Source organism: Pseudarthrobacter scleromae, assembly GCF_014644515.1.
Taxonomy (GTDB): Bacteria; Actinomycetota; Actinomycetes; order Actinomycetales; family Micrococcaceae; genus Arthrobacter; species Arthrobacter scleromae.
Window position 1 is genome coordinate 221,667 of record NZ_BMKV01000002.1, and the last position, 16,405, is coordinate 238,071.

Below are 16,405 nucleotides of genomic sequence, written 5' to 3' on the forward strand. Positions count from 1 at the left end.
CCACCAGACCCACCGCCTTATTACAACGTTGAATAGAACAGGAATACACACCGTGACCATCACTTCCGCCGCCACTGAACAGGCCGACCTGGCTGTCGTGGCACCCACCGTCATCACCGTGGACCGCTCCGCCGTCGTGGCGCCCGTCAACCGCCGCATCTTTGGCTCCTTCGTGGAGCACCTGGGCCGCTGCGTCTATGACGGCATCTACGAACCCGGCCATCCCACCGCCAACGAGGACGGCTTCCGCCTGGACGTCATCGAACTGGTCAAGGAGCTCGGGTCAAGCACCATCCGCTACCCCGGCGGCAACTTCGTTTCCGGCTACCGCTGGGAGGACGGCGTGGGACCGCGGGACCAGCGTCCCGTACGCCGGGACCTCGCGTGGCACTCGCTTGAATCAAACCAGGTGGGCCTGGACGAGTTCGCCCGCTGGTGCAAGCTCACCGGTTCCGAACTGATGATGGCCGTGAACCTGGGCACCCGGGGCATCGAGGCAGCCCTTGACCTGCTGGAGTACACCAACCACCCCTCCGGCACCGCACTCAGCGAGCAGCGCATCGCCAACGGAGCCACGGATCCCTACAACATCCGCATGTGGTGCCTGGGCAACGAGATGGACGGTCCCTGGCAGATCGGCCACATGTCAGCCGAGGACTACGGAAAGCTCGCCGCCCGCACCGCTTCGGCCATGAAGACGGCGGACAAGAACCTGGAGCTGGTGGTCTGCGGCTCGTCCGGGTCCGCCATGCCCACCTTCGGCGAGTGGGAACGGGTGGTCCTGGAACACAGCTACAACTACGTGGACTACATTTCCTGCCACGCCTACTACCAGGAGCGCAACGGCGACCTGGGCTCCTACCTGGCGTCCTCGCTGGACATGCAGTACTTCATCGAGACCGTGGTGGCCACCGCAGACCACGTCAAGCACAAGTTGAAGAGCAAAAAGACCATCCAGCTGTCCTTTGACGAATGGAACATCTGGTACCTGGACGAGCACCAGGCCTCCGACGAGGTCAACGAGGAATGGACCCACGCGCCGCGCCAGCTGGAGGACACCTACTCCGTGGCGGACGCCGTGGTGTTCGGCAACCTGCTCATGACGCTCCTGAAGAACCACGACCGCGTTGCTGCCGCTTCCCTCGCCCAACTGGTGAACGTGATCGCGCCCATCATGACCGAACCGGGGGGCAACACCTGGCGCCAGACCACGTTCTTCCCTTTCTCCGTCACCTCACGGCTCGCCAAGGGGGAGGTACTCCGCCCCCGCATCGACGCCGGAACCTACACGACAGCGGTTTACGGCGAGGCACCGCTGGTGGACGCGGTGGCAACCGCCGACGCCGCCACGGGAGAGTCTGCCCTCTTCCTGGTGAACCGCAGCCAGACCGAGGCGATTGACGTGACCATCAACGTCTCCGACCTCAACGCGAAGGTGATCACCGAGGCCGTCACGCTCCACGACGAGGACGTGTACGCCAAGAACACCCTCCAGGACCAGAACCGGGTGGGACTCAAGCAGCTCCACGGCGCCGTCCTGGACGAGGGCACGCTCACCGTAACCCTGCCGCCCGTGTCCTGGTCCGCCGTCGCGCTTGGCTGACATGCCCCGGGAAACACAGGGATCCGCTGCCGGCCGCGTGAGGATGCGGCTGGCAGCGGTGCTGGCCGCCGTCGTCGTGCTGGTCCTGGCCGGTTGCGCTGCCCCGGCAGCGGGTCCGGCGCCGAAGGCAAGCGCCGAACTAACCGGCGACTTCTTCACCCATGACCCCGCGCTCGTGAAAGGGGAGGCCGGGGAACCCTGGTTCATCTACTCCACCGGCAACGGCCAGGTGGCGGACGGCAACATCCAGGTGCGCCGCTCCGACGACGGTGTGGACTGGGAATACGCCGGCGAAGTCTGGCAGGAGAAGCCGGCCTGGCTCAGCGCAGCGGTGCCGGGCGTGGACAACCTCTGGGCGCCCGAGCTGTATGAGCATGACGGCATCTGGTACCTGTACTACTCGGCGTCCACGTTCGGGAAGAACCTGTCGGTGATCGCGCTGGCGACGAACAGCACCCTGGACCCCGGGGACCCCGCGTACGAATGGGTGGACCGCGGGCAGGTGGTCTCCTCCAAGGGAGAACGCTTCAACGCCATCGATCCCGGCATCGCGGAGGACCACAACGGCACGCCGTGGATGTCCTTCGGATCGTTCTGGACAGGGCTGCGGCTCGTGGAACTCGAATGGCCCACGGGCCTGCGCGCGGACGCCGCTGAACCGCTGGCCATCGCGGACCGGAAGGAGCCGCCCAACGCCATCGAAGCACCGTACATCCTGCCGCACGGCGGGAAGTACTACCTGTTTTTCTCCCGCGACTTCTGCTGCCAGGGGCTGGACAGCACCTACAACATTGCGGTGGGGCGCGCGGACACCATCACCGGGCCGTACGTTGACGCCGAGGGCAGGGAACTGCTCGACGGCGGCGGCACGCCGCTGCTGGCATCCGACGGCGGGCGCGTGGGGCCAGGCGGGCAGTCCGTTTCAGGGAACACCCTCGCCTTCCACTACTACGCGGAAGAACTCGACGGCGCCTTCCGGCTGGGCCTCGCCGAGCTGGAGTGGAAGGACGGTTGGCCTGCTGCGCGCTGGGAGTGAGCCCAGGGTTTGTCCAGATACGGGATCTTGGTTGTTACCCCCGCATCCGGACAAAATCTGACGGCTCTTTCCTAGGGGAAGCTGGGGACGTAGCTGGGCACCCCGACGGCGTCCGTTGAAACGGGTGCGCCGGTGTCATTGATGACGTGGTCCAGCGTGCCGGCGCCCAGGTTGACCGTCAGCAGGCTGTGCAGCTTCACGCCCGGCGTCACCGGCACCTCAAAGCCACGGGTGGCATGGATGGTGGGGTCCACGTTGTTGTAGACGTAGCTGCCTCCGCCCCAGAGTTCGTGGGTTGTGACGGAGTCTGCGATCTTGTAGCCGGCCCAGCCCAGGACCCCGTCGTGCTGCCAGGCGGCCTGGTTGGGCGCGTCGTAGGGCAGTTCATTCTGGAAGAAACCGCCAACGGCCTGGGCCTCACCACGGTGACCCAGCCCATGGTGGACATGGCCGTGACAGCCGGGCAGCTCCTGATCCGCGCGATCGAAAACCCGGAAGAGGAGCTGGAACCGGTCATTTACCCGGCCGAGCTGGTTGTTCGCGGCAGCACCGCGGGACACGGCGGCTAGATCACCCCGGCAGAGCGGAGTGAGTTAGCCCGGGGTGCCCAGCCGGGCGGTGCGTCAACCCCTGTTGGCGCCCACGGTCGATTCCCGCGGGACCACCCGGAACGCCGTCTCAACTTCCCGGGGCGGCAGTCCGTCCGGGTCCTTGATCCGTTCCATCAGCATGCGGATGGCGGTCTCGGCGATCTCGGTCCGGCCGGGGTCCACCGTGCTCAGGGTGGGGAGGGTGTACCGGGTTTCATCCAGATCGTCGAAGCCGATCACCGCGACGTCGTCCGGGACCCGGTAGCCGGCTTCCTGCAGGACGCGCACGGCGCCCTGGGCCAGGGTGTCGTTCAGGCCAAAGACGGCGTCGAAGGAGGCGCCGCGGTCCAGCAGGTCGTGCATGGCCGCCGCACCGTTGGACCGGTGCCAGTCCACCACGTAGGCGACGATCCCGTCGTCGTACGCAATGCCGCGCCCTTCCAGCGCCTCCCTGTATCCGCGCAGGCGCAGGCCGGCCGAGCCGATGACCTCGCCCTCGTGGGCGCCGACGACGGCGATGCGCTTCTTCCCGAGGTCCAGCAGGTGTTCGGTGGCGGCCCGGGCGGCCGTCACGTTCTGCATGGTGACGTGGTCCGAGGAACTGCCGAAGATGCGCTCGCCGAGCAGGACTACCGGGACATCGGCCTTGATCAGGTCTGCGTCCTCCTGGCCGAGCGCCAGCGGGCTGAAAATCAGGCCGTCGGACATCTTGAGGCGCGGACTGGCCATCACCTCAAGCTCGCGCTTCCGGTCAGCGCCGGTCTGCTCGATCAGCACCACCAGCCCGTGCTTGGCGGCAGCCTCGATGACCGCGTCCGCGAGTTCCGCGAAGTACGGCAGGCTCAGTTGCGGCAGGGCCAGGGTGATGGCGCCGGTGTGCCCGGAGCGGAGGCTGCGGGCAGTGAGGTTGGGGCGGTAACCCAGCTCGGCAATGGCCTTTTCCACCTTGGCGCGGGTGGTGTCCCGGACGTGGGGGTGGTTGTTGATCACATTGGAGACGGTCTTGAAGGACACGCCCGCCACACGCGCCACATCGTGAAGAGTTGCCGCCATCCCAGTTCCTTAGTTTCAACCGCGGCCCGCAGGCCAGTACCGCCCACTTTACAACGTTGAATCGACTCAACCGGTTGCAGGGGACGGCGGTGCCCCGCCGCTGCAGGGCACCGCCGCGGTTCAGCGCCGCTTGCGCCCCGGCCGGTCCTTCCGTCCACGCTGTTCGGAGAGGTCGCGTTCGGCGGAACGCTGGGACTTTCCTGCCATCACCACCTTCTGGTGCCATTCCCGCTGGTAGGCACGCTGCGCTGCGGCGTCGCTCCGGCGGGCCAGGGCGGCAAGCTCCCGCTGCAGTTTCAGGTAGTTGTGCCAGCGGCGTTCCTCCAGCACACCGTGCGCTATCGCCTCCTGCACGGCACAGCCCGGCTCGCTCTGGTGGGCGCAGTCCGTGAACCTGCACTGGCCGGCCAGCGCTTCAATGTCGCCGAACATCCCGCCGATGCCGTCCTCTGCGTCGAACAATCCGAAGCCCCGCACGCCGGGTGTATCCATGAGGACCGTCCCGTTGGGAAGGGGCACGAGTTCCCGGGATGTGGTGGTGTGTTTACCCCTGAAGTCGCCGGACCGCACCTCCCCGGTGTGCTGGACATCGTGGCCCACCAGGGCGTTGATGAGCGTGGACTTCCCGGCGCCGGACGGCCCCAGGAGGACGATGGTGCCGCCCGCAGGGATGTGCGCCAGCAGCTCGGGGATGCCGTCACCGGTTCCGGCTGAGGTGGTCACCACCTCCACGCCCGCCGCCTGCAGGATGACTTTCCCGACGACGTCGTCCGCCACCCCGGCGAGGTCCGCCTTGGTGACGATCACCAGGGGAGTGGCGCCGGAGTCCCAGGCTGCCACGAGGGTCCGTTCCAGCCGGTTGTGCGTCAGCGGCCGGTCCACGGGCACCACCACGCCCACCATATCCATGTTGGCGGCAAGGACCTGCGCCTCGGAGGAGTCCTCGAAGGCGCGCTTCCGGCTGAGCTCCGAAAGCCGTGGAAGGACGCCGAGGACCTGGCGGTCGCCGGCCCTGTTGGGCCCCATCCACACCCAGTCACCGGTAACTGCCGCGTCACCGGTCAGCGGGTACGGAAGGTGGAGCAGGTCAGATCCCGCCGCCACCAGGAGCAGGGAACGGTCCACGCGGACCACGCGGCCGCGCTCCGTTGCCCCTGGCAGGGGGTGGTTGTCGAAGTGCCGGGCGACCGCCGGGGTGTAGCCGTAGGCAAGCGGTCCGCTTGGAGAAGCCTTGTGTGGGGTGGTGATGCTGTCCAGGGCACGGCCTGATGATGTGTTCACTGTGATACCTCAGGGGAAGCCCCTGCGCACCGGCCGCAGTGGGCCCGGGTGTTGTGGCGCTCCGCTGAGAGGTCAGGCGGGGCCGGTGCAGTACAGGGAAGGAGTCTGGATGAGGGGTGCGGAGCGCTCAGTGCGCGGGGCTGCAACAGTCATCAAAACCACCTCCCTCTCCTGCCGTGGGTGACCGGTATCAGGTCTCCCGGTTCCGCCGGCGTCATCCGGCGGATCCCACTTTAGCCCCGGCTGGCGGAATCCACCAGAGTCCGGGAACGGACATCGATTCCCGTAAAGTGCCCCGGACCAACCCGTAGTCCTTTGATGGGGCACCGGTTCGGGCATAGGTTGGCTGCAGTTGTGTTTTCCACGCTGCAGGACAATCGAGGAGGAACCATGGGCGATGACGCCATGGACAGGGCCGCTGCACGGAACGACGCGGTGGTGAACGCGGGCAAGGAGAGCCAGCCCGGCGTCAGCCATGCGGACAGGATTGATGACGACGGCGGCCGTCCGGCGAAGTGGCGCATCGTCGGCCCCGGCCTGGTGGTGGCGGCCACGGGCGTTGGTGCCGCTGACATGGTGGCTACCCTGGTGGCGGGCTCCCGCTACGGCTACGGCCTGTTCTGGGCAGTCATTGTGGGTGTGGTCCTGAAAATCATCCTCGTCGAGGGGGCCGGCAGGTACACGCTGGCAACCGGAAAGACGATCTTTGAGGGCTGGCGGTCCCTGGGCAAATGGACCACCTGGTACTTCGGCCCGTACATCATGATCTGGGGATTCGTGTACGGGGCCACGGCCATGTCCTCCGCGGCCCTGCCGCTGGCGGCCGTGTTCCCTTTCCTGCCGCTGTGGGCGTGGGCCATCCTGATGGGCCTCGCCGGCTTCGCGATGGTGTGGTGGGGCAAATACGCCACCTTCGAGAAGATCACCGCCGTGCTGGTGGGCATGATGTTCGTGACCGTGGTGGGGCTGGCCGTGATTGCCGCCCCGAACATTCCGGAAATGCTCGCCGGGCTCATCCCGATGATCCCCTCGACGGACGGCGGCATCTTCTACACGCTCGCGCTGGCCGGCGGCGTGGGCGGCACCATTACGCTCGCCGCCTACGGCTACTGGCTTCGCGAGAAGGGCTGGTACACGCCCAAGTGGATGAAGGTCATGCGGATCGACAACTCCATGGCCTACGTCATGACCGGCATCTTCGTCATCGCCATGCTGATTGTGGGCGCGGAGGTTGTGCGCTCCGCAGGTGTGTCCCTCTCCGCCAGTGACGAAGGGCTGCTTGACCTCTACGGTGTGCTGAAGGCGGAATACGGAGACGTTGTGGGCACCGGGTTCCTGGTGGGTTTCTGGGCCGCGTCCTTCTCCTCCATCATCGGCGTCTGGAACGGCGTCTCCCTGATGTTCGCCGACTTCTGGGGCAACATGCGGGGCAAGGAATCCGGACACCCGGATACCCGCGTGGGCGGAAAATACTTCAGGTTCTACATCCTGTGGCTGACGTTCCCGCCCATGGTGCTGTTCGCGCTGGGCCAGCCGATCGGCCTGATCCTGCTGTACGGGGCGCTGGGTTCGCTGTTCATGCCGTTCCTTGCACTGACCCTGCTGGGGCTGCTGAACGGCCGGCGGATTCCCAAGGCGTGGGCCAACAAGCTCCACTCCAACATCGCACTGGGGATCTGTGCCCTGCTGTTCATCGTCCTGGGCCTCCGGCAGTTCTGGACGTCCCTCTCGCCGCTGTTCGGCGGCTAAAGTCCGGCTGCGGCCCCTTCCGGGGCCTGGCCTACCGCTGCAGTTCCAGCGCCCGCTTCTCCCGCGCCGAGATGCTCGAAACGTACCCGCAGTTGGTGCAGGTGATGTTGTATTTCCGCGACGTGGTGAACACCGGGATGAAGAAGAGCGTGAACTTGGTGGCCCGCTCCTCAAGGCTGTGGTGGACGAAGGAGCGGCAGTACTGGCAGGTGGCCGGTTTACCGGGCAGCGCTTTAAGCACCGTCTTCAAACCAAAGAGAAGGAACATGGGTTTAGCCTTTCGGGGCAGTCCTGCTGGCTGATCTGACAACCTTAGGCCCTGGGCCGGCCGATAGCGCCATCCTGACAGCCTCCCGCACCGGTGCGATACTGAGGGTCCGCGCACTGTTCGTTATCAGGGGGATTTCGGCAAACATGGTTCTGGATACCGCGACCCTTCGGATTGCGTTCGGCCTGATGGCGCTGGTGCTGGTGTTCCTTTTCTATTTCTCCGCCTACCGGGTGACGCGCTCGCCGTACAGCGGCTGGTGGTGCCTGGCGCTGCTGTTTTTCCTGTCAGGATCGGCGTGCTTCCTGCTGGACGGCACGGCCCACCAGGTCTGGGCCAACCCGCTGGGGAACGTGCTGCTGGTGCACGGCGGGGTGGCCGTGTGGGCGGGTGCCCGGTCGCTCCGGACCGTGCCGCCGCCAAAGTGGGCCTTCACCGGCATCCCCCTGGCTACCCTGGTGGCCTCGGTCCTCGATCACCCGGCCACCAACACCTGGTCCGGCGGGCCGGTATTCCTGGCAGCCATGAGCCTCACCATCGGACTGGCATCCCGCGAACTCTGGCGCCTGGAACCGGGTTACTCCCGGGTCCGGATCCCCATGGCCGTGGCCGCGGGCGGACTGTCCGTGTTCTACCTGCTGCGCTGGGTTGCCTTCATGCTGGAAGGCCAGCACGGGCCGGTCTTTCAGAGCGTCTTCGGTTCCGCGGTCACCACCCTGGTGACCATGGTCCTGCTGGTGGTGGTCTCCTTCAGCATGGCGGCCCTCAGCAGCGAACAGCAGACCAGGGCCCTGCGGGTGGTGGCTTCCCGCGACGATCTCACGGGGCTGCTGAACCGCAAGGCCTTCCTGGAAATGGCGGCGGAGCAGCTGGCGGACCTGTCCATCACCAAGGGGTCCGGCGCCCTGGTCCTGGCAGACCTGGACCACTTCAAGTCCGTCAACGACACCTATGGGCATGCCGCCGGGGACCTCGCCCTGCAGACCTTCGCCGATGCGTGCACCTCCACGGTGCGTCCCACCGACCTGGTGGGCCGCTACGGCGGGGAGGAATTCGTCATCCTCGTCCCCGGTGCCAGCGCAGAACGGGCGGAACTCATCGCCGAGTCGATCAGCAACCGCCTTGCGGCGGCAACCACGGCGGACGGGATGGAGATGCCCACCGCCAGCTACGGGATTTCCACCTACGACGGCGCCTCGACGGACGTGGAGCGCCTGATCGCCTCAGCCGACGCCGCACTCTACATGGCCAAGTCGCTGGGCCGGAACCAGACTGCCCGCAGCGACAGGTTGCGCTAGCAGGTGCCAGCGGACCGGGGCGCGCGCAGGCCGTTCCCCTTGGCCTGTTGCCAAACTGTGGCTTCCGGGCGGTCCGTAACCCAAGGGCAGCGGGAAACCCTGCTGATAAAATGGCGGGGTTGCAGGGCGGCCTTATTGCTGGTCCAACCAGCGCCGTAACCAAGTAAGGGACCAGACACTCATGACGGCAGGCGGGTCACACCCCGGGACTTCGGAGACTCAGCCGGGTGCGCCGGCCAAAGCCTCCGGCCCGGCCACGGGCCGCGCCTACCTCGCTACCCTTGAGGGCTTCATCGGAGCCCTCATGATGTTTACCGGCTCCATCGGCACGGGCTGGATCGCCAACGGCTCACCCATGATCCGCCAGCCGGTGGTCATTGCCCTCCGCACGGAAGGCTGGGGAGTGACGGTGTCCACCGTGCTGCTGACCGTGGGCGCCATGGTGCTGATCCGTTCCTGGCTTCGGCTGGGCCAGCGGCTGGCGGACTGGGGGCAGTCCGCGCTGCGGTCCGTGGTGGTGGCCATCTCCGCCTGGTCGCTGCCGCTGCTGTTCTGCGTCCCGGTGTTTTCACGGGACGTGTACGCCTACACCGGCCAGGGCAGGCTGGTGATGGAGGGCCAAAACCCGTACGAGGTGGGCATCTCCAGCCTCAGCAACTGGTTCTCGTTGGGGGCAGACCCTGCATGGGCTGAAAACCGGACACCGTACGGCCCCTACTTCCTCTGGCTGGCACGCGGGGTGGTGGGGCTGACAGGTGCCCAGCCCGACGTGTCCGTGCTGCTCTTCCGCCTCCTGGCCGGCGTCGGAGTCCTGCTCTGCGTCATCTATGTCCCCAAACTGGCGGAACTGCACGGCATCAACGGCGCCCGGGCCCTCTGGATCTCGGTGGCCAACCCGCTGTTCCTGATCAGCTTTATTGCCAGCGCCCACAATGACGCCCTCATGGTGGGGCTCGCCGTCGCCGGCGTCTACTTCGCGGCCACGCGCCGCTACCTGGTGGGCATCCTCCTGGTCACCGCGTCAATCGGCATCAAGCCGATTACTGTGCTCCTGCTGCCGTTCATCGGCGTGATGTGGGCGGGACCGTCCGCGTCGTGGCCGCGCAAGTTCCTGATCTGGGCTGCGACGGCGGGCATCAGCTTCGGCGTGCTGGTCCTGAGCGGCATCCCCTACAACCTTGGCATCGGCTGGACCTGGGCCATCATGGACCCCACTCCGGGGTACACGGGCTACTCGCCGTCCGGCTTCCTGGGCCAACAGGTGGAGTTCCTTGCCAACGTCCTGGGACTCCCCGGCGGAACCTTCGCCACCCTGCTGCGGACGGGCATGAAATGGGCCGCGATCGGGCTGGTCCTGCTGCTGATGTTCCGGGGTGACTATTCGCTGGCGGTACGCCGGATGGCGCTGGCGTTCACCGCCGTCGTGATGCTGTCCCCCATCATCCAGCCGTGGTACATCCTCTGGTTCCTGCCGTTCCTGGCCGTCACGGGAATCCGTGACGACTGGCAGATCAGGTCGCTGTACGTCGGCGTGACGTTCTTTGTGGTGTTCGGGGCGCAGGACCAGCTCTCCGTCTGGTCCTTCGTGGAGCTCCCCATCGATGCGTCGTCGCTGGCGTTCATTACGGCCCTGGCATTTACGTTCTACCTTCTATTCCTCGATGTGCATACACGGAAGCTGCTGATCGAAGGCAAGCCCCTGGACCTGGCCAGGCGGGGCTGGACGTGGCTGATGGCGGTGCGGGAGGCCAGGCGGGGCCGGGCGGGAGAGCCCGGCCGCGAGAAGCTGGGAAGCCGCTGACCCAGGTGATCACCCGTGGGCGGTGACGTGCGGGTCTGGCGGGCCTTTTGACCCTGTTCCCCTGTCCGGGGCAGGTGTGTAGTGAAAAGGGGCCGGCCTCCCCGGATGTCTTGTCCGGGGAAGAATTCGCCGGCCTGCAGGACCGGAGGTCTTCCGGGACGCAGCAGCAGATGACGGGTCTCCACGCGAGGAGGTGGCCGGATGTATGAGTTCCGGGACCGGGTGGAAGCGGGCCGGAAGCTCGGGCTCGCCCTGGCCGGCCTGCGCGGGAAGGACGTGGTGGTCCTGGGCCTGCCCCGGGGCGGTGTTCCTGTGGCGGCCGAGGTTGCGAAAGCCCTGGACGCCCCCTTGGACGTGATTGTTGTGCGCAAACTCGGGGTGCCGTTCCAGCCGGAGGTGGCCATGGGTGCCATCGGGGAGGGCGGCGCCCGGGTACTGGACCGGCGGGTCGTCTCCGTCGCCAGGGTCACCGAGGATGATCTCCGGACAGTTGAGGCGCGCGAGCGGGCGCTGCTGGAATCCAGGCTGGAACGGTACCGCCAGGGACGGGCCCCCAAGGACCTCACGGGACGTACTGCCGTCATTGTGGACGATGGCATCGCTACCGGATCAACGGCCCGCGTGGCATGCAAGGTGGCGAGGCAGCTGGGCGCGGCAAGGGTCATCCTGGCCGTCCCGGTAGCCCCGGAGCAGGCCATGGACTCCGTGCCGGAGGCGGACCAGGTCCTCTCCCTGATCTCCCCCCGCAACTTCCAGGCGGTGGGGTACTATTACCGCGACTTTTCGCCCACCTCCGACGAGGAAGTGGTCCACCTGCTTGACGCCGCAGCGCGGCGGGGCCACCGTGACCGCCCGGGACAGGTTGCCGGCGTTGACCAGGACATCAACATCGCCGTGGACGGCGTGTCAATCAACGGCGACCTGCACCTTCCGGAGCAATGCCGGGCGGTGGTGGTCTTTGCCCACGGCAGCGGCAGCAGCCGGCACAGCCCCCGCAACCGCTACGTTGCCTCCGTCCTCCAGGGAGCGGGACTGGGCACCCTGCTGCTGGATCTGCTGACTCCCGCAGAGGAAGTCAACCGCGAAAACGTCTTCGACATCCCGCTGCTGGCAGGGCGGCTCAGCGCAGCAACCCGGTGGCTGAACGGCAGGGAGGACACCGCTGCGTGCCGGGTGGGCTACTTCGGGGCCAGCACCGGTGCAGGCGCCGCGCTGTGGGCCGCAGCCGAACCGGGTGCGCAGGTGGCCGCCGTGGTTTCCCGCGGCGGCAGGCCGGACCTTGCCGGGCCGCGCCTCGCAGCGGTGCGTGCGCCCACGCTGCTGCTGGTGGGGGGTGCCGACACCCAGGTCCTGGCCCTGAACCGGCAGGCCATGGACCTTATGCGGGCCCCGGTACACCTCGAGATCATCCCGGGAGCCACCCACCTCTTCGAGGAGCCCGGCACGCTGGGCCAGGTGGCAGCTCTGGCCAGGGAATGGTTCTCGCGCTACCTGACGCCGGAGGCTGCCGCGGAAGGTGCCCCGAGGGTTTCCTAGGCCTTCAGCTACGCGCCGGCAGGCACCGCTGCAGGTTTCCGGCCCAGCTCGGCGGTCCGTTTCACCGACCACCACAGCAGCACCACCAGGAGCACGTTGCGCGTGGTGAGGATGGCCGCCATCACCGGATGGGCGTGGATCAGCGGGGTGTAAAACAGCGGGTAGATCACGAACGTGGTCATGGCGATGCCCATCAGCAGCGCCGCGGGGACCTTCCACCGCTCCCAGTCGTGGGTCAGCCCGGCGATGATCACCGGCGCCAGCCAGATGATGAACTGCGGGGAGCCCACCTTGTTGAACACAATGAACGCGGTGACCATCATCAGGGAGCCCTCGAGGAACAGTTCCTCCCTTTCGGCCCCGCGGTTCAGGGCGCGGACCAGCAGGACAGCGGCGATGACGGCCGCGAGGATCAGCAGCGGCTGCATCAGGAAAGCCGCCACACTAGCGCCGGGTCCGTAAACCTCGGTGGAGTTGATGGCGGTGTTGTCCGCCATCTTCGAGCCTGCGATGTTGAAGACGCTCAGCCACACCCACGGAGTGGAGAAGGTGGCTTCCAGCTGCATGCCGCGCTCGCCCTGGTTGGTGAGGAAGTCCATGATGTGCGGCAGCCCGCCGGACAGCCAGGTGCCCAGGGCCACAACCGCCGTCACCGCCACCCCGGAAAGAAGGATGTGGACCCGCTTCCGGCTGGCGATCACGATGGGCACGAGGACGGCCGCCGGCCACACCTTGATCCAGGTGGCGATGCTGAGCAGGACGCCGGCCACCACCGGCCGCTGCGCCGCGTACAGCAGGGCGATGAGCACGATGGGGGCGGTGATGCCTTCAACGCGGGCGAAGCTGAGGTAGCCCATGAAGACCGTGAAGAACAGCCACCACCAGGCCGGGGCGATGCCGCCCACCTTGCGCGGTCCGCGGGTGAGGAAAGCGAGGCCGACGGCGTTCAGGGCTGTGATGATCAGGAACCACACCAGGAGGTACAGGTCCGGCCCGGCGATGTTGGCCAGGAAGATGGGGATCTGCGCCAGCACGGGGTACACCCAGGGGCTGATCTTCCCGTCGAGGTCCGCGGGGTTGTAGCCGTCCATGGCCCACTGGCGGTACTGCTCTGTGTCGCTGAACGTGTCGCCGTGCAGGAAGAAGGACGCCATCCAGCCCAGGAAGTACAGATGGACGACGGCGAATCCCCACCACACGCTGGAAGGGCGGGCGAACCAGTCCACCACCTTTGCGGGCAGGACTTTGCTGCGGACGCTGACCAGGCGGTCGAAGAACCTCGCGGAAATCTTAGGACTCCTTGAGCGCGGGGGCGGCAGCAGGCGCCTTCTTGCCCAGCAGGTAGAGGCGCCGGACGCTCCAGATGAACAGGACCACCAGGAGGACGTTGCGGATGGTGAGCACCAGGGCCATCCAGGGATTGTTGTGGCTGAGGGCGTCGTAGAACAGGGGGTAGATGAAGTACGTTGCCACGGCGATGACGATCAGCATGGCGGCCGGGACCCGCCAATCACGCCAGCTGTGGGCGAGGCCGACGGCGACGGCCGGGGCGAGCCACACCATGAACTGCGGGGAGCCCACCTTGTTGAACACAACGAACGCAGTGGCCAGGGTCAAGGCGCCGGCAAGGAGCAGCTCGGTGCGGTCTACGCCGCCGTTAAGCTGGCCCTTGTGCTGGTTTCCGTTGTGGAGTGCCCAGAACGTCAGGCCGGCCACCAGCAGTGCGGCCAGAATCAGGAGGGGCTGCATCAGCACTGACATCAGTGCGGTGCCGGGGCCGTCCACCTGCATGGAGTTGATGTCCGTGTTCATGTACATGCGGGAGTCGCCGATGTTCAGGACGGACAGCCAGAGCCAGGGCGTGGTGAAGGTGGCCTCCAGCTGCATGCCGCGGTCACCCTGCTGGGTGAGGAAGTTCAAAAGCTTGGGGACGCTGCCCACCGCAGCGGCCAGCGCGACCACCCCCGCCGTCGTCGCAAGTCCGGCGAGCACCACCAGGACGCGGTTTTTTACGACGGCGAACAGGGCCAGCATGACGGCGGCGGGCCAGACCTTCACCCAGGTGCCGATGGCGAGCAGGACGGAGGCCATGAACGGGCGGCCGACGCCATAGGCAAGGGCCACCAGGACCAGCGGGGCGGTGAGGCCGTCCACGCGGGCGAACCCCAGCCAGCCCATGAGGAAGGTGAAGACCAGCCACCACCAGCCTGCTGGGATGGCCTGGTGGTCCCGGCCGCGGTTGGTAAGTTTCAACAGTGCCCAGCCGTTCAGGACCGTGGTCATGAGGACCCACAGGAAAAAGAACGGACCGGGGCCGGCGACGCCCGCGATGGCCATGGGGATCAGCGCAAGGATCGGGTAGACCCAAGGGCTGGGCCCGCCGGTGAGGTTCGCGTCGTTGAACCCTGCCATGGCCCAGTCGCGGTAGATGTAAGTATCGCTGAAGGCCTCACCGCGAAGCGAGAGGGATGCCGCGAAGACCAGGAAAACCAGGTGCACCACGATGAAACCGCACAGCAGCCCGCGGCCGGTGTTCAGCCGGGTCTGGGCAGGCGCGGGAAGAACGGCGTCGCGGATCCGGGTAAGTCGGCCGAAGAAAGCGTCCGTAGAGATGGCGGGTCCTTATCAGATCGTTGCACAGCCGTGTGTTGCGCAGTGGTGCACGGGTCTTGCCGGGGGTTTCTCCGGCGGCATGGGAGGCGTTCCACAAGGGCTCCCACTCCCTATCAACTGTAAGTGACCAGCCCGGGGCCCAGTAACTGCGGCGCTTGGGCGGTGGAGCGGACGCCCTTGACCTGCGGTTCCTTGTTACTTGATTTTTCAAGTTGCTGGGGACCCCATGCTGGTGCATTATGAGGTGGGCGGTAAGATGCCCTGCCGCGTCGGTAGCTTGGGGGAGCGGAATGACGTGCGTCCCACCCCTAAAACACTAAGGCCCCACCCATGACCGCTGACTTCCCCTTGACCCTCACCGTTGCCGACCGCGCGAGCATGGACAGTGAGCTCGACGCCGCTGTTACCGCCGCCAAGGCCCGCGCGCTCGCCGGAAAGAGTCACGGCATCCTGGTGACGCGGCACGGCGTGGACACGTTCACCGTGGCGCTCAGCGAGGCCGTTCCCTTCGGCCTCACCCGCGAACAGCAGGCTTGGTAGTACTGCAGCGCGGGTTCGCGTAACCGGCGCTGCAGCCTCCCCCGGCGTTGCCGGGATTTCTTCCGGCACCCTTCCGTTCCGATGCCTCCATGGCTCGGTCCCTGTGCGGCTTGAAGGGTTAGGCAACCGTGACCTTCAGGTCGTTCCTTCCCGGTGCAACGCCCGCTACTGTCGACAGCACCATCGGGGACGACGGAAGAGGCACGATGAGCATCGACATCGAGATTGGTACAAGCCTCAGCAATGAGGACGCAGCGCACTTTGCGGCCACAACGGAAGCAATCACCTCAGCGATGCAGAGGGTGCGCGAAAGGCACGCGGCGTACAGCTGGGTGTGGACTGACGAGATCCGCTGCCGCGGCTGCAACGCGAGCCTGGACATACCGCCGCTCGCCAGCACGAACGTGAGCGCCGACAAAGCCTTCCAGGCACATCAGTCCGCCCATCTCGATGCCTTCCTGGCTGCTGGCGGACACCAGCGCGGGGAATCCGGCTAGCGGTACCAGCCCACCGAACGGTCGTAGCTGGACACCAGCGCCCCTGTGCCTGGCGCGCCATCCCCGCCCGCGGGGAAGTAGATGGCCCCAAACTCGGCGCCTTCAGATTCGATCCGTTGGCGCGCCCATGCTTGGGCGTCGTCGATGTCCTTCTCCGGAATGCCTTCGCGGGTGTTGTTTCCGGCGCTGAAATGGATGTCCAGCTGGTACTCCCCGGACTGCGACGCTCCGGCATGGTGGCCAGGATCCCGCTCATCGCGCCTGCTGACCATCACCTGTGCCAAAGCATGGAGGAAGGACGGGTCCTTGGCCGCGCTGCCATGCTGCTGTTGTTCCATCCGCAGCGCTGAAACCACGCTCTCCACGGTGTCCGCGTCGCTGACCACGTATGAAGCTCCGGCGACGTCCGCCTCCGAGCCCCCAACACTTTTCAAGTACTGCATAAATTGCTCGGAGCTGGACTGTCTGGAGTTCATGCACCCTCCCTGAGGGCTATTCGCGGCGAGTGCCGACCTTCCCCACACTAGACCCATATGGATC

At 66.6% G+C, this 16,405-nt stretch carries 15 protein-coding genes and 1 pseudogene; 9 read left to right on the forward strand and 7 right to left on the reverse strand.

Going from position 1 to position 16,405, the window contains the following annotated elements:
• The first annotated feature begins 52 nt into the window (after window positions 1-52).
• Window positions 53-1,603 (forward strand): arabinosylfuranosidase ArfA, encoded by a 1,551-nt coding sequence (arfA, locus tag IEX33_RS05925; RefSeq protein ID WP_377090434.1) that lies wholly within the window; start codon window positions 53-55, stop codon window positions 1,601-1,603.
• 1 nt (window position 1,604) lies between these two features.
• The gene (locus tag IEX33_RS05930) at window positions 1,605-2,639 is read left to right on the forward strand and encodes an arabinan endo-1,5-alpha-L-arabinosidase (RefSeq protein WP_229675255.1); all 1,035 of its coding nucleotides are present in this window, start codon (window positions 1,605-1,607) and stop codon (window positions 2,637-2,639) included.
• A 71-nt stretch (window positions 2,640-2,710) separates the two neighbouring features.
• On the opposite strand, the pseudogene IEX33_RS05935 reads toward IEX33_RS05930, so the two are convergent.
• Window positions 2,711-3,037 (reverse strand): annotated as a pseudogene (locus IEX33_RS05935) (adenylyl cyclase); the annotation flags it as partial.
• A 48-nt stretch (window positions 3,038-3,085) separates the two neighbouring features.
• Here IEX33_RS05935 and IEX33_RS19520 point away from each other — a divergent pair.
• Window positions 3,086-3,208, forward strand: a complete 123-nt coding sequence (locus IEX33_RS19520) for a hypothetical protein (RefSeq protein WP_407681606.1) — start codon at window positions 3,086-3,088, stop codon at window positions 3,206-3,208.
• Between the two features lie 54 nt (window positions 3,209-3,262).
• On the opposite strand, the gene IEX33_RS05945 is transcribed toward IEX33_RS19520, so the two are convergent.
• Together IEX33_RS05945 and rsgA are read right to left on the reverse strand one after the other, a co-directional pair.
• Window positions 3,263-4,282 carry a LacI family DNA-binding transcriptional regulator gene (locus IEX33_RS05945; protein ID WP_188728519.1) on the reverse strand — a complete coding sequence of 340 codons (1,020 nt, stop codon included), beginning with the start codon at window positions 4,280-4,282 and terminating at the stop codon, window positions 3,263-3,265.
• Window positions 4,283-4,402: 120 nt separating this feature from the next.
• Complete coding sequence (rsgA, locus tag IEX33_RS05950; protein ID WP_188728521.1) at window positions 4,403-5,563, reverse strand: ribosome small subunit-dependent GTPase A; 1,161 nt, start codon at window positions 5,561-5,563, stop codon at window positions 4,403-4,405.
• Between the two features lie 390 nt (window positions 5,564-5,953).
• On the opposite strand from rsgA, the gene IEX33_RS05955 reads away from it, so the two are divergent.
• Window positions 5,954-7,312 carry an Nramp family divalent metal transporter gene (locus IEX33_RS05955; RefSeq protein ID WP_229675256.1) on the forward strand — a complete coding sequence of 453 codons (1,359 nt, stop codon included), beginning with the start codon at window positions 5,954-5,956 and terminating at the stop codon, window positions 7,310-7,312.
• A 31-nt stretch (window positions 7,313-7,343) separates the two neighbouring features.
• Here IEX33_RS05955 and IEX33_RS05960 read toward each other — a convergent pair whose 3' ends face one another.
• Complete coding sequence (locus IEX33_RS05960; RefSeq protein WP_188728523.1) at window positions 7,344-7,580, reverse strand: zinc-ribbon domain-containing protein; 237 nt, start codon at window positions 7,578-7,580, stop codon at window positions 7,344-7,346.
• Window positions 7,581-7,726: 146 nt separating this feature from the next.
• On the opposite strand from IEX33_RS05960, the gene IEX33_RS05965 reads away from it, so the two are divergent.
• The 3 genes from IEX33_RS05965 to IEX33_RS05975 all read left to right on the forward strand — a co-directional run bounded on the left by IEX33_RS05965 (window position 7,727) and on the right by IEX33_RS05975 (window position 12,215).
• Window positions 7,727-8,878: a GGDEF domain-containing protein gene (locus IEX33_RS05965; RefSeq protein WP_188728524.1), complete on the forward strand. Its 1,152-nt coding sequence runs from the start codon at window positions 7,727-7,729 to the stop codon at window positions 8,876-8,878.
• A 181-nt stretch (window positions 8,879-9,059) separates the two neighbouring features.
• Window positions 9,060-10,679 carry a polyprenol phosphomannose-dependent alpha 1,6 mannosyltransferase MptB gene (mptB, locus tag IEX33_RS05970; protein WP_188728526.1) on the forward strand — a complete coding sequence of 540 codons (1,620 nt, stop codon included), beginning with the start codon at window positions 9,060-9,062 and terminating at the stop codon, window positions 10,677-10,679.
• Window positions 10,680-10,880: 201 nt separating this feature from the next.
• Window positions 10,881-12,215, forward strand: coding sequence for a phosphoribosyltransferase (locus tag IEX33_RS05975; RefSeq protein ID WP_188728528.1), 1,335 nt, complete (start codon window positions 10,881-10,883; stop codon window positions 12,213-12,215).
• 8 nt (window positions 12,216-12,223) lie between these two features.
• Here IEX33_RS05975 and IEX33_RS05980 read toward each other — a convergent pair whose 3' ends face one another.
• Entirely contained in the window at window positions 12,224-13,444 is a 1,221-nt protein-coding gene (locus tag IEX33_RS05980) for a glycosyltransferase 87 family protein (protein ID WP_188728530.1), read from the reverse strand.
• Between the two features lie 61 nt (window positions 13,445-13,505).
• Window positions 13,506-14,792, reverse strand: a complete 1,287-nt coding sequence (locus IEX33_RS05985; protein ID WP_188729190.1) for a glycosyltransferase family 87 protein — start codon at window positions 14,790-14,792, stop codon at window positions 13,506-13,508.
• Between the two features lie 366 nt (window positions 14,793-15,158).
• Between IEX33_RS05985 and IEX33_RS05990 the strand changes: the two genes are divergently transcribed.
• Together IEX33_RS05990 and IEX33_RS05995 are read left to right on the forward strand one after the other, a co-directional pair.
• The gene (locus IEX33_RS05990) at window positions 15,159-15,368 is read left to right on the forward strand and encodes a hypothetical protein (protein ID WP_188728532.1); all 210 of its coding nucleotides are present in this window, start codon (window positions 15,159-15,161) and stop codon (window positions 15,366-15,368) included.
• Window positions 15,369-15,574: 206 nt separating this feature from the next.
• On the forward strand, window positions 15,575-15,865 hold the full coding sequence (locus IEX33_RS05995) for a hypothetical protein (RefSeq protein ID WP_188728534.1): 291 nt from the start codon (window positions 15,575-15,577) through the stop codon (window positions 15,863-15,865).
• Here the strand turns inward: IEX33_RS05995 and IEX33_RS06000 are convergent.
• Window positions 15,862-16,341, reverse strand: coding sequence for a hypothetical protein (locus tag IEX33_RS06000; protein WP_188728536.1), 480 nt, complete (start codon window positions 16,339-16,341; stop codon window positions 15,862-15,864). The genes IEX33_RS05995 and IEX33_RS06000 overlap by 4 nt on opposite strands.
• Window positions 16,342-16,405: the final 64 nt, after the last annotated feature.

Excerpts from the sequence above, each read along its gene's own strand:
- IEX33_RS05995 (WP_188728534.1), top strand. The coding sequence starts at position 15,575 with ATGAGCATCGACATCGAGATTGGTACAAGCCTCAGCAATGAGGACGCA.
- mptB (WP_188728526.1), top strand. The coding sequence starts at position 9,060 with ATGACGGCAGGCGGGTCACACCCCGGGACTTCGGAGACTCAGCCGGGT.
- IEX33_RS05955 (WP_229675256.1), top strand. The coding sequence starts at position 5,954 with ATGGGCGATGACGCCATGGACAGGGCCGCTGCACGGAACGACGCGGTG.
- IEX33_RS19520 (WP_407681606.1), top strand. The coding sequence starts at position 3,086 with ATGGCCGTGACAGCCGGGCAGCTCCTGATCCGCGCGATCGAAAACCCG.
- IEX33_RS05945 (WP_188728519.1), bottom strand. The coding sequence starts at position 4,282 with ATGGCGGCAACTCTTCACGATGTGGCGCGTGTGGCGGGCGTGTCCTTC.
- IEX33_RS06000 (WP_188728536.1), bottom strand. The coding sequence starts at position 16,341 with ATGAACTCCAGACAGTCCAGCTCCGAGCAATTTATGCAGTACTTGAAA.
- IEX33_RS05990 (WP_188728532.1), top strand. The coding sequence starts at position 15,159 with ATGACCGCTGACTTCCCCTTGACCCTCACCGTTGCCGACCGCGCGAGC.
- IEX33_RS05975 (WP_188728528.1), top strand. The coding sequence starts at position 10,881 with ATGTATGAGTTCCGGGACCGGGTGGAAGCGGGCCGGAAGCTCGGGCTC.
- IEX33_RS05930 (WP_229675255.1), top strand. The coding sequence starts at position 1,605 with ATGCCCCGGGAAACACAGGGATCCGCTGCCGGCCGCGTGAGGATGCGG.
- IEX33_RS05965 (WP_188728524.1), top strand. The coding sequence starts at position 7,727 with ATGGTTCTGGATACCGCGACCCTTCGGATTGCGTTCGGCCTGATGGCG.
- IEX33_RS05960 (WP_188728523.1), bottom strand. The coding sequence starts at position 7,580 with ATGTTCCTTCTCTTTGGTTTGAAGACGGTGCTTAAAGCGCTGCCCGGT.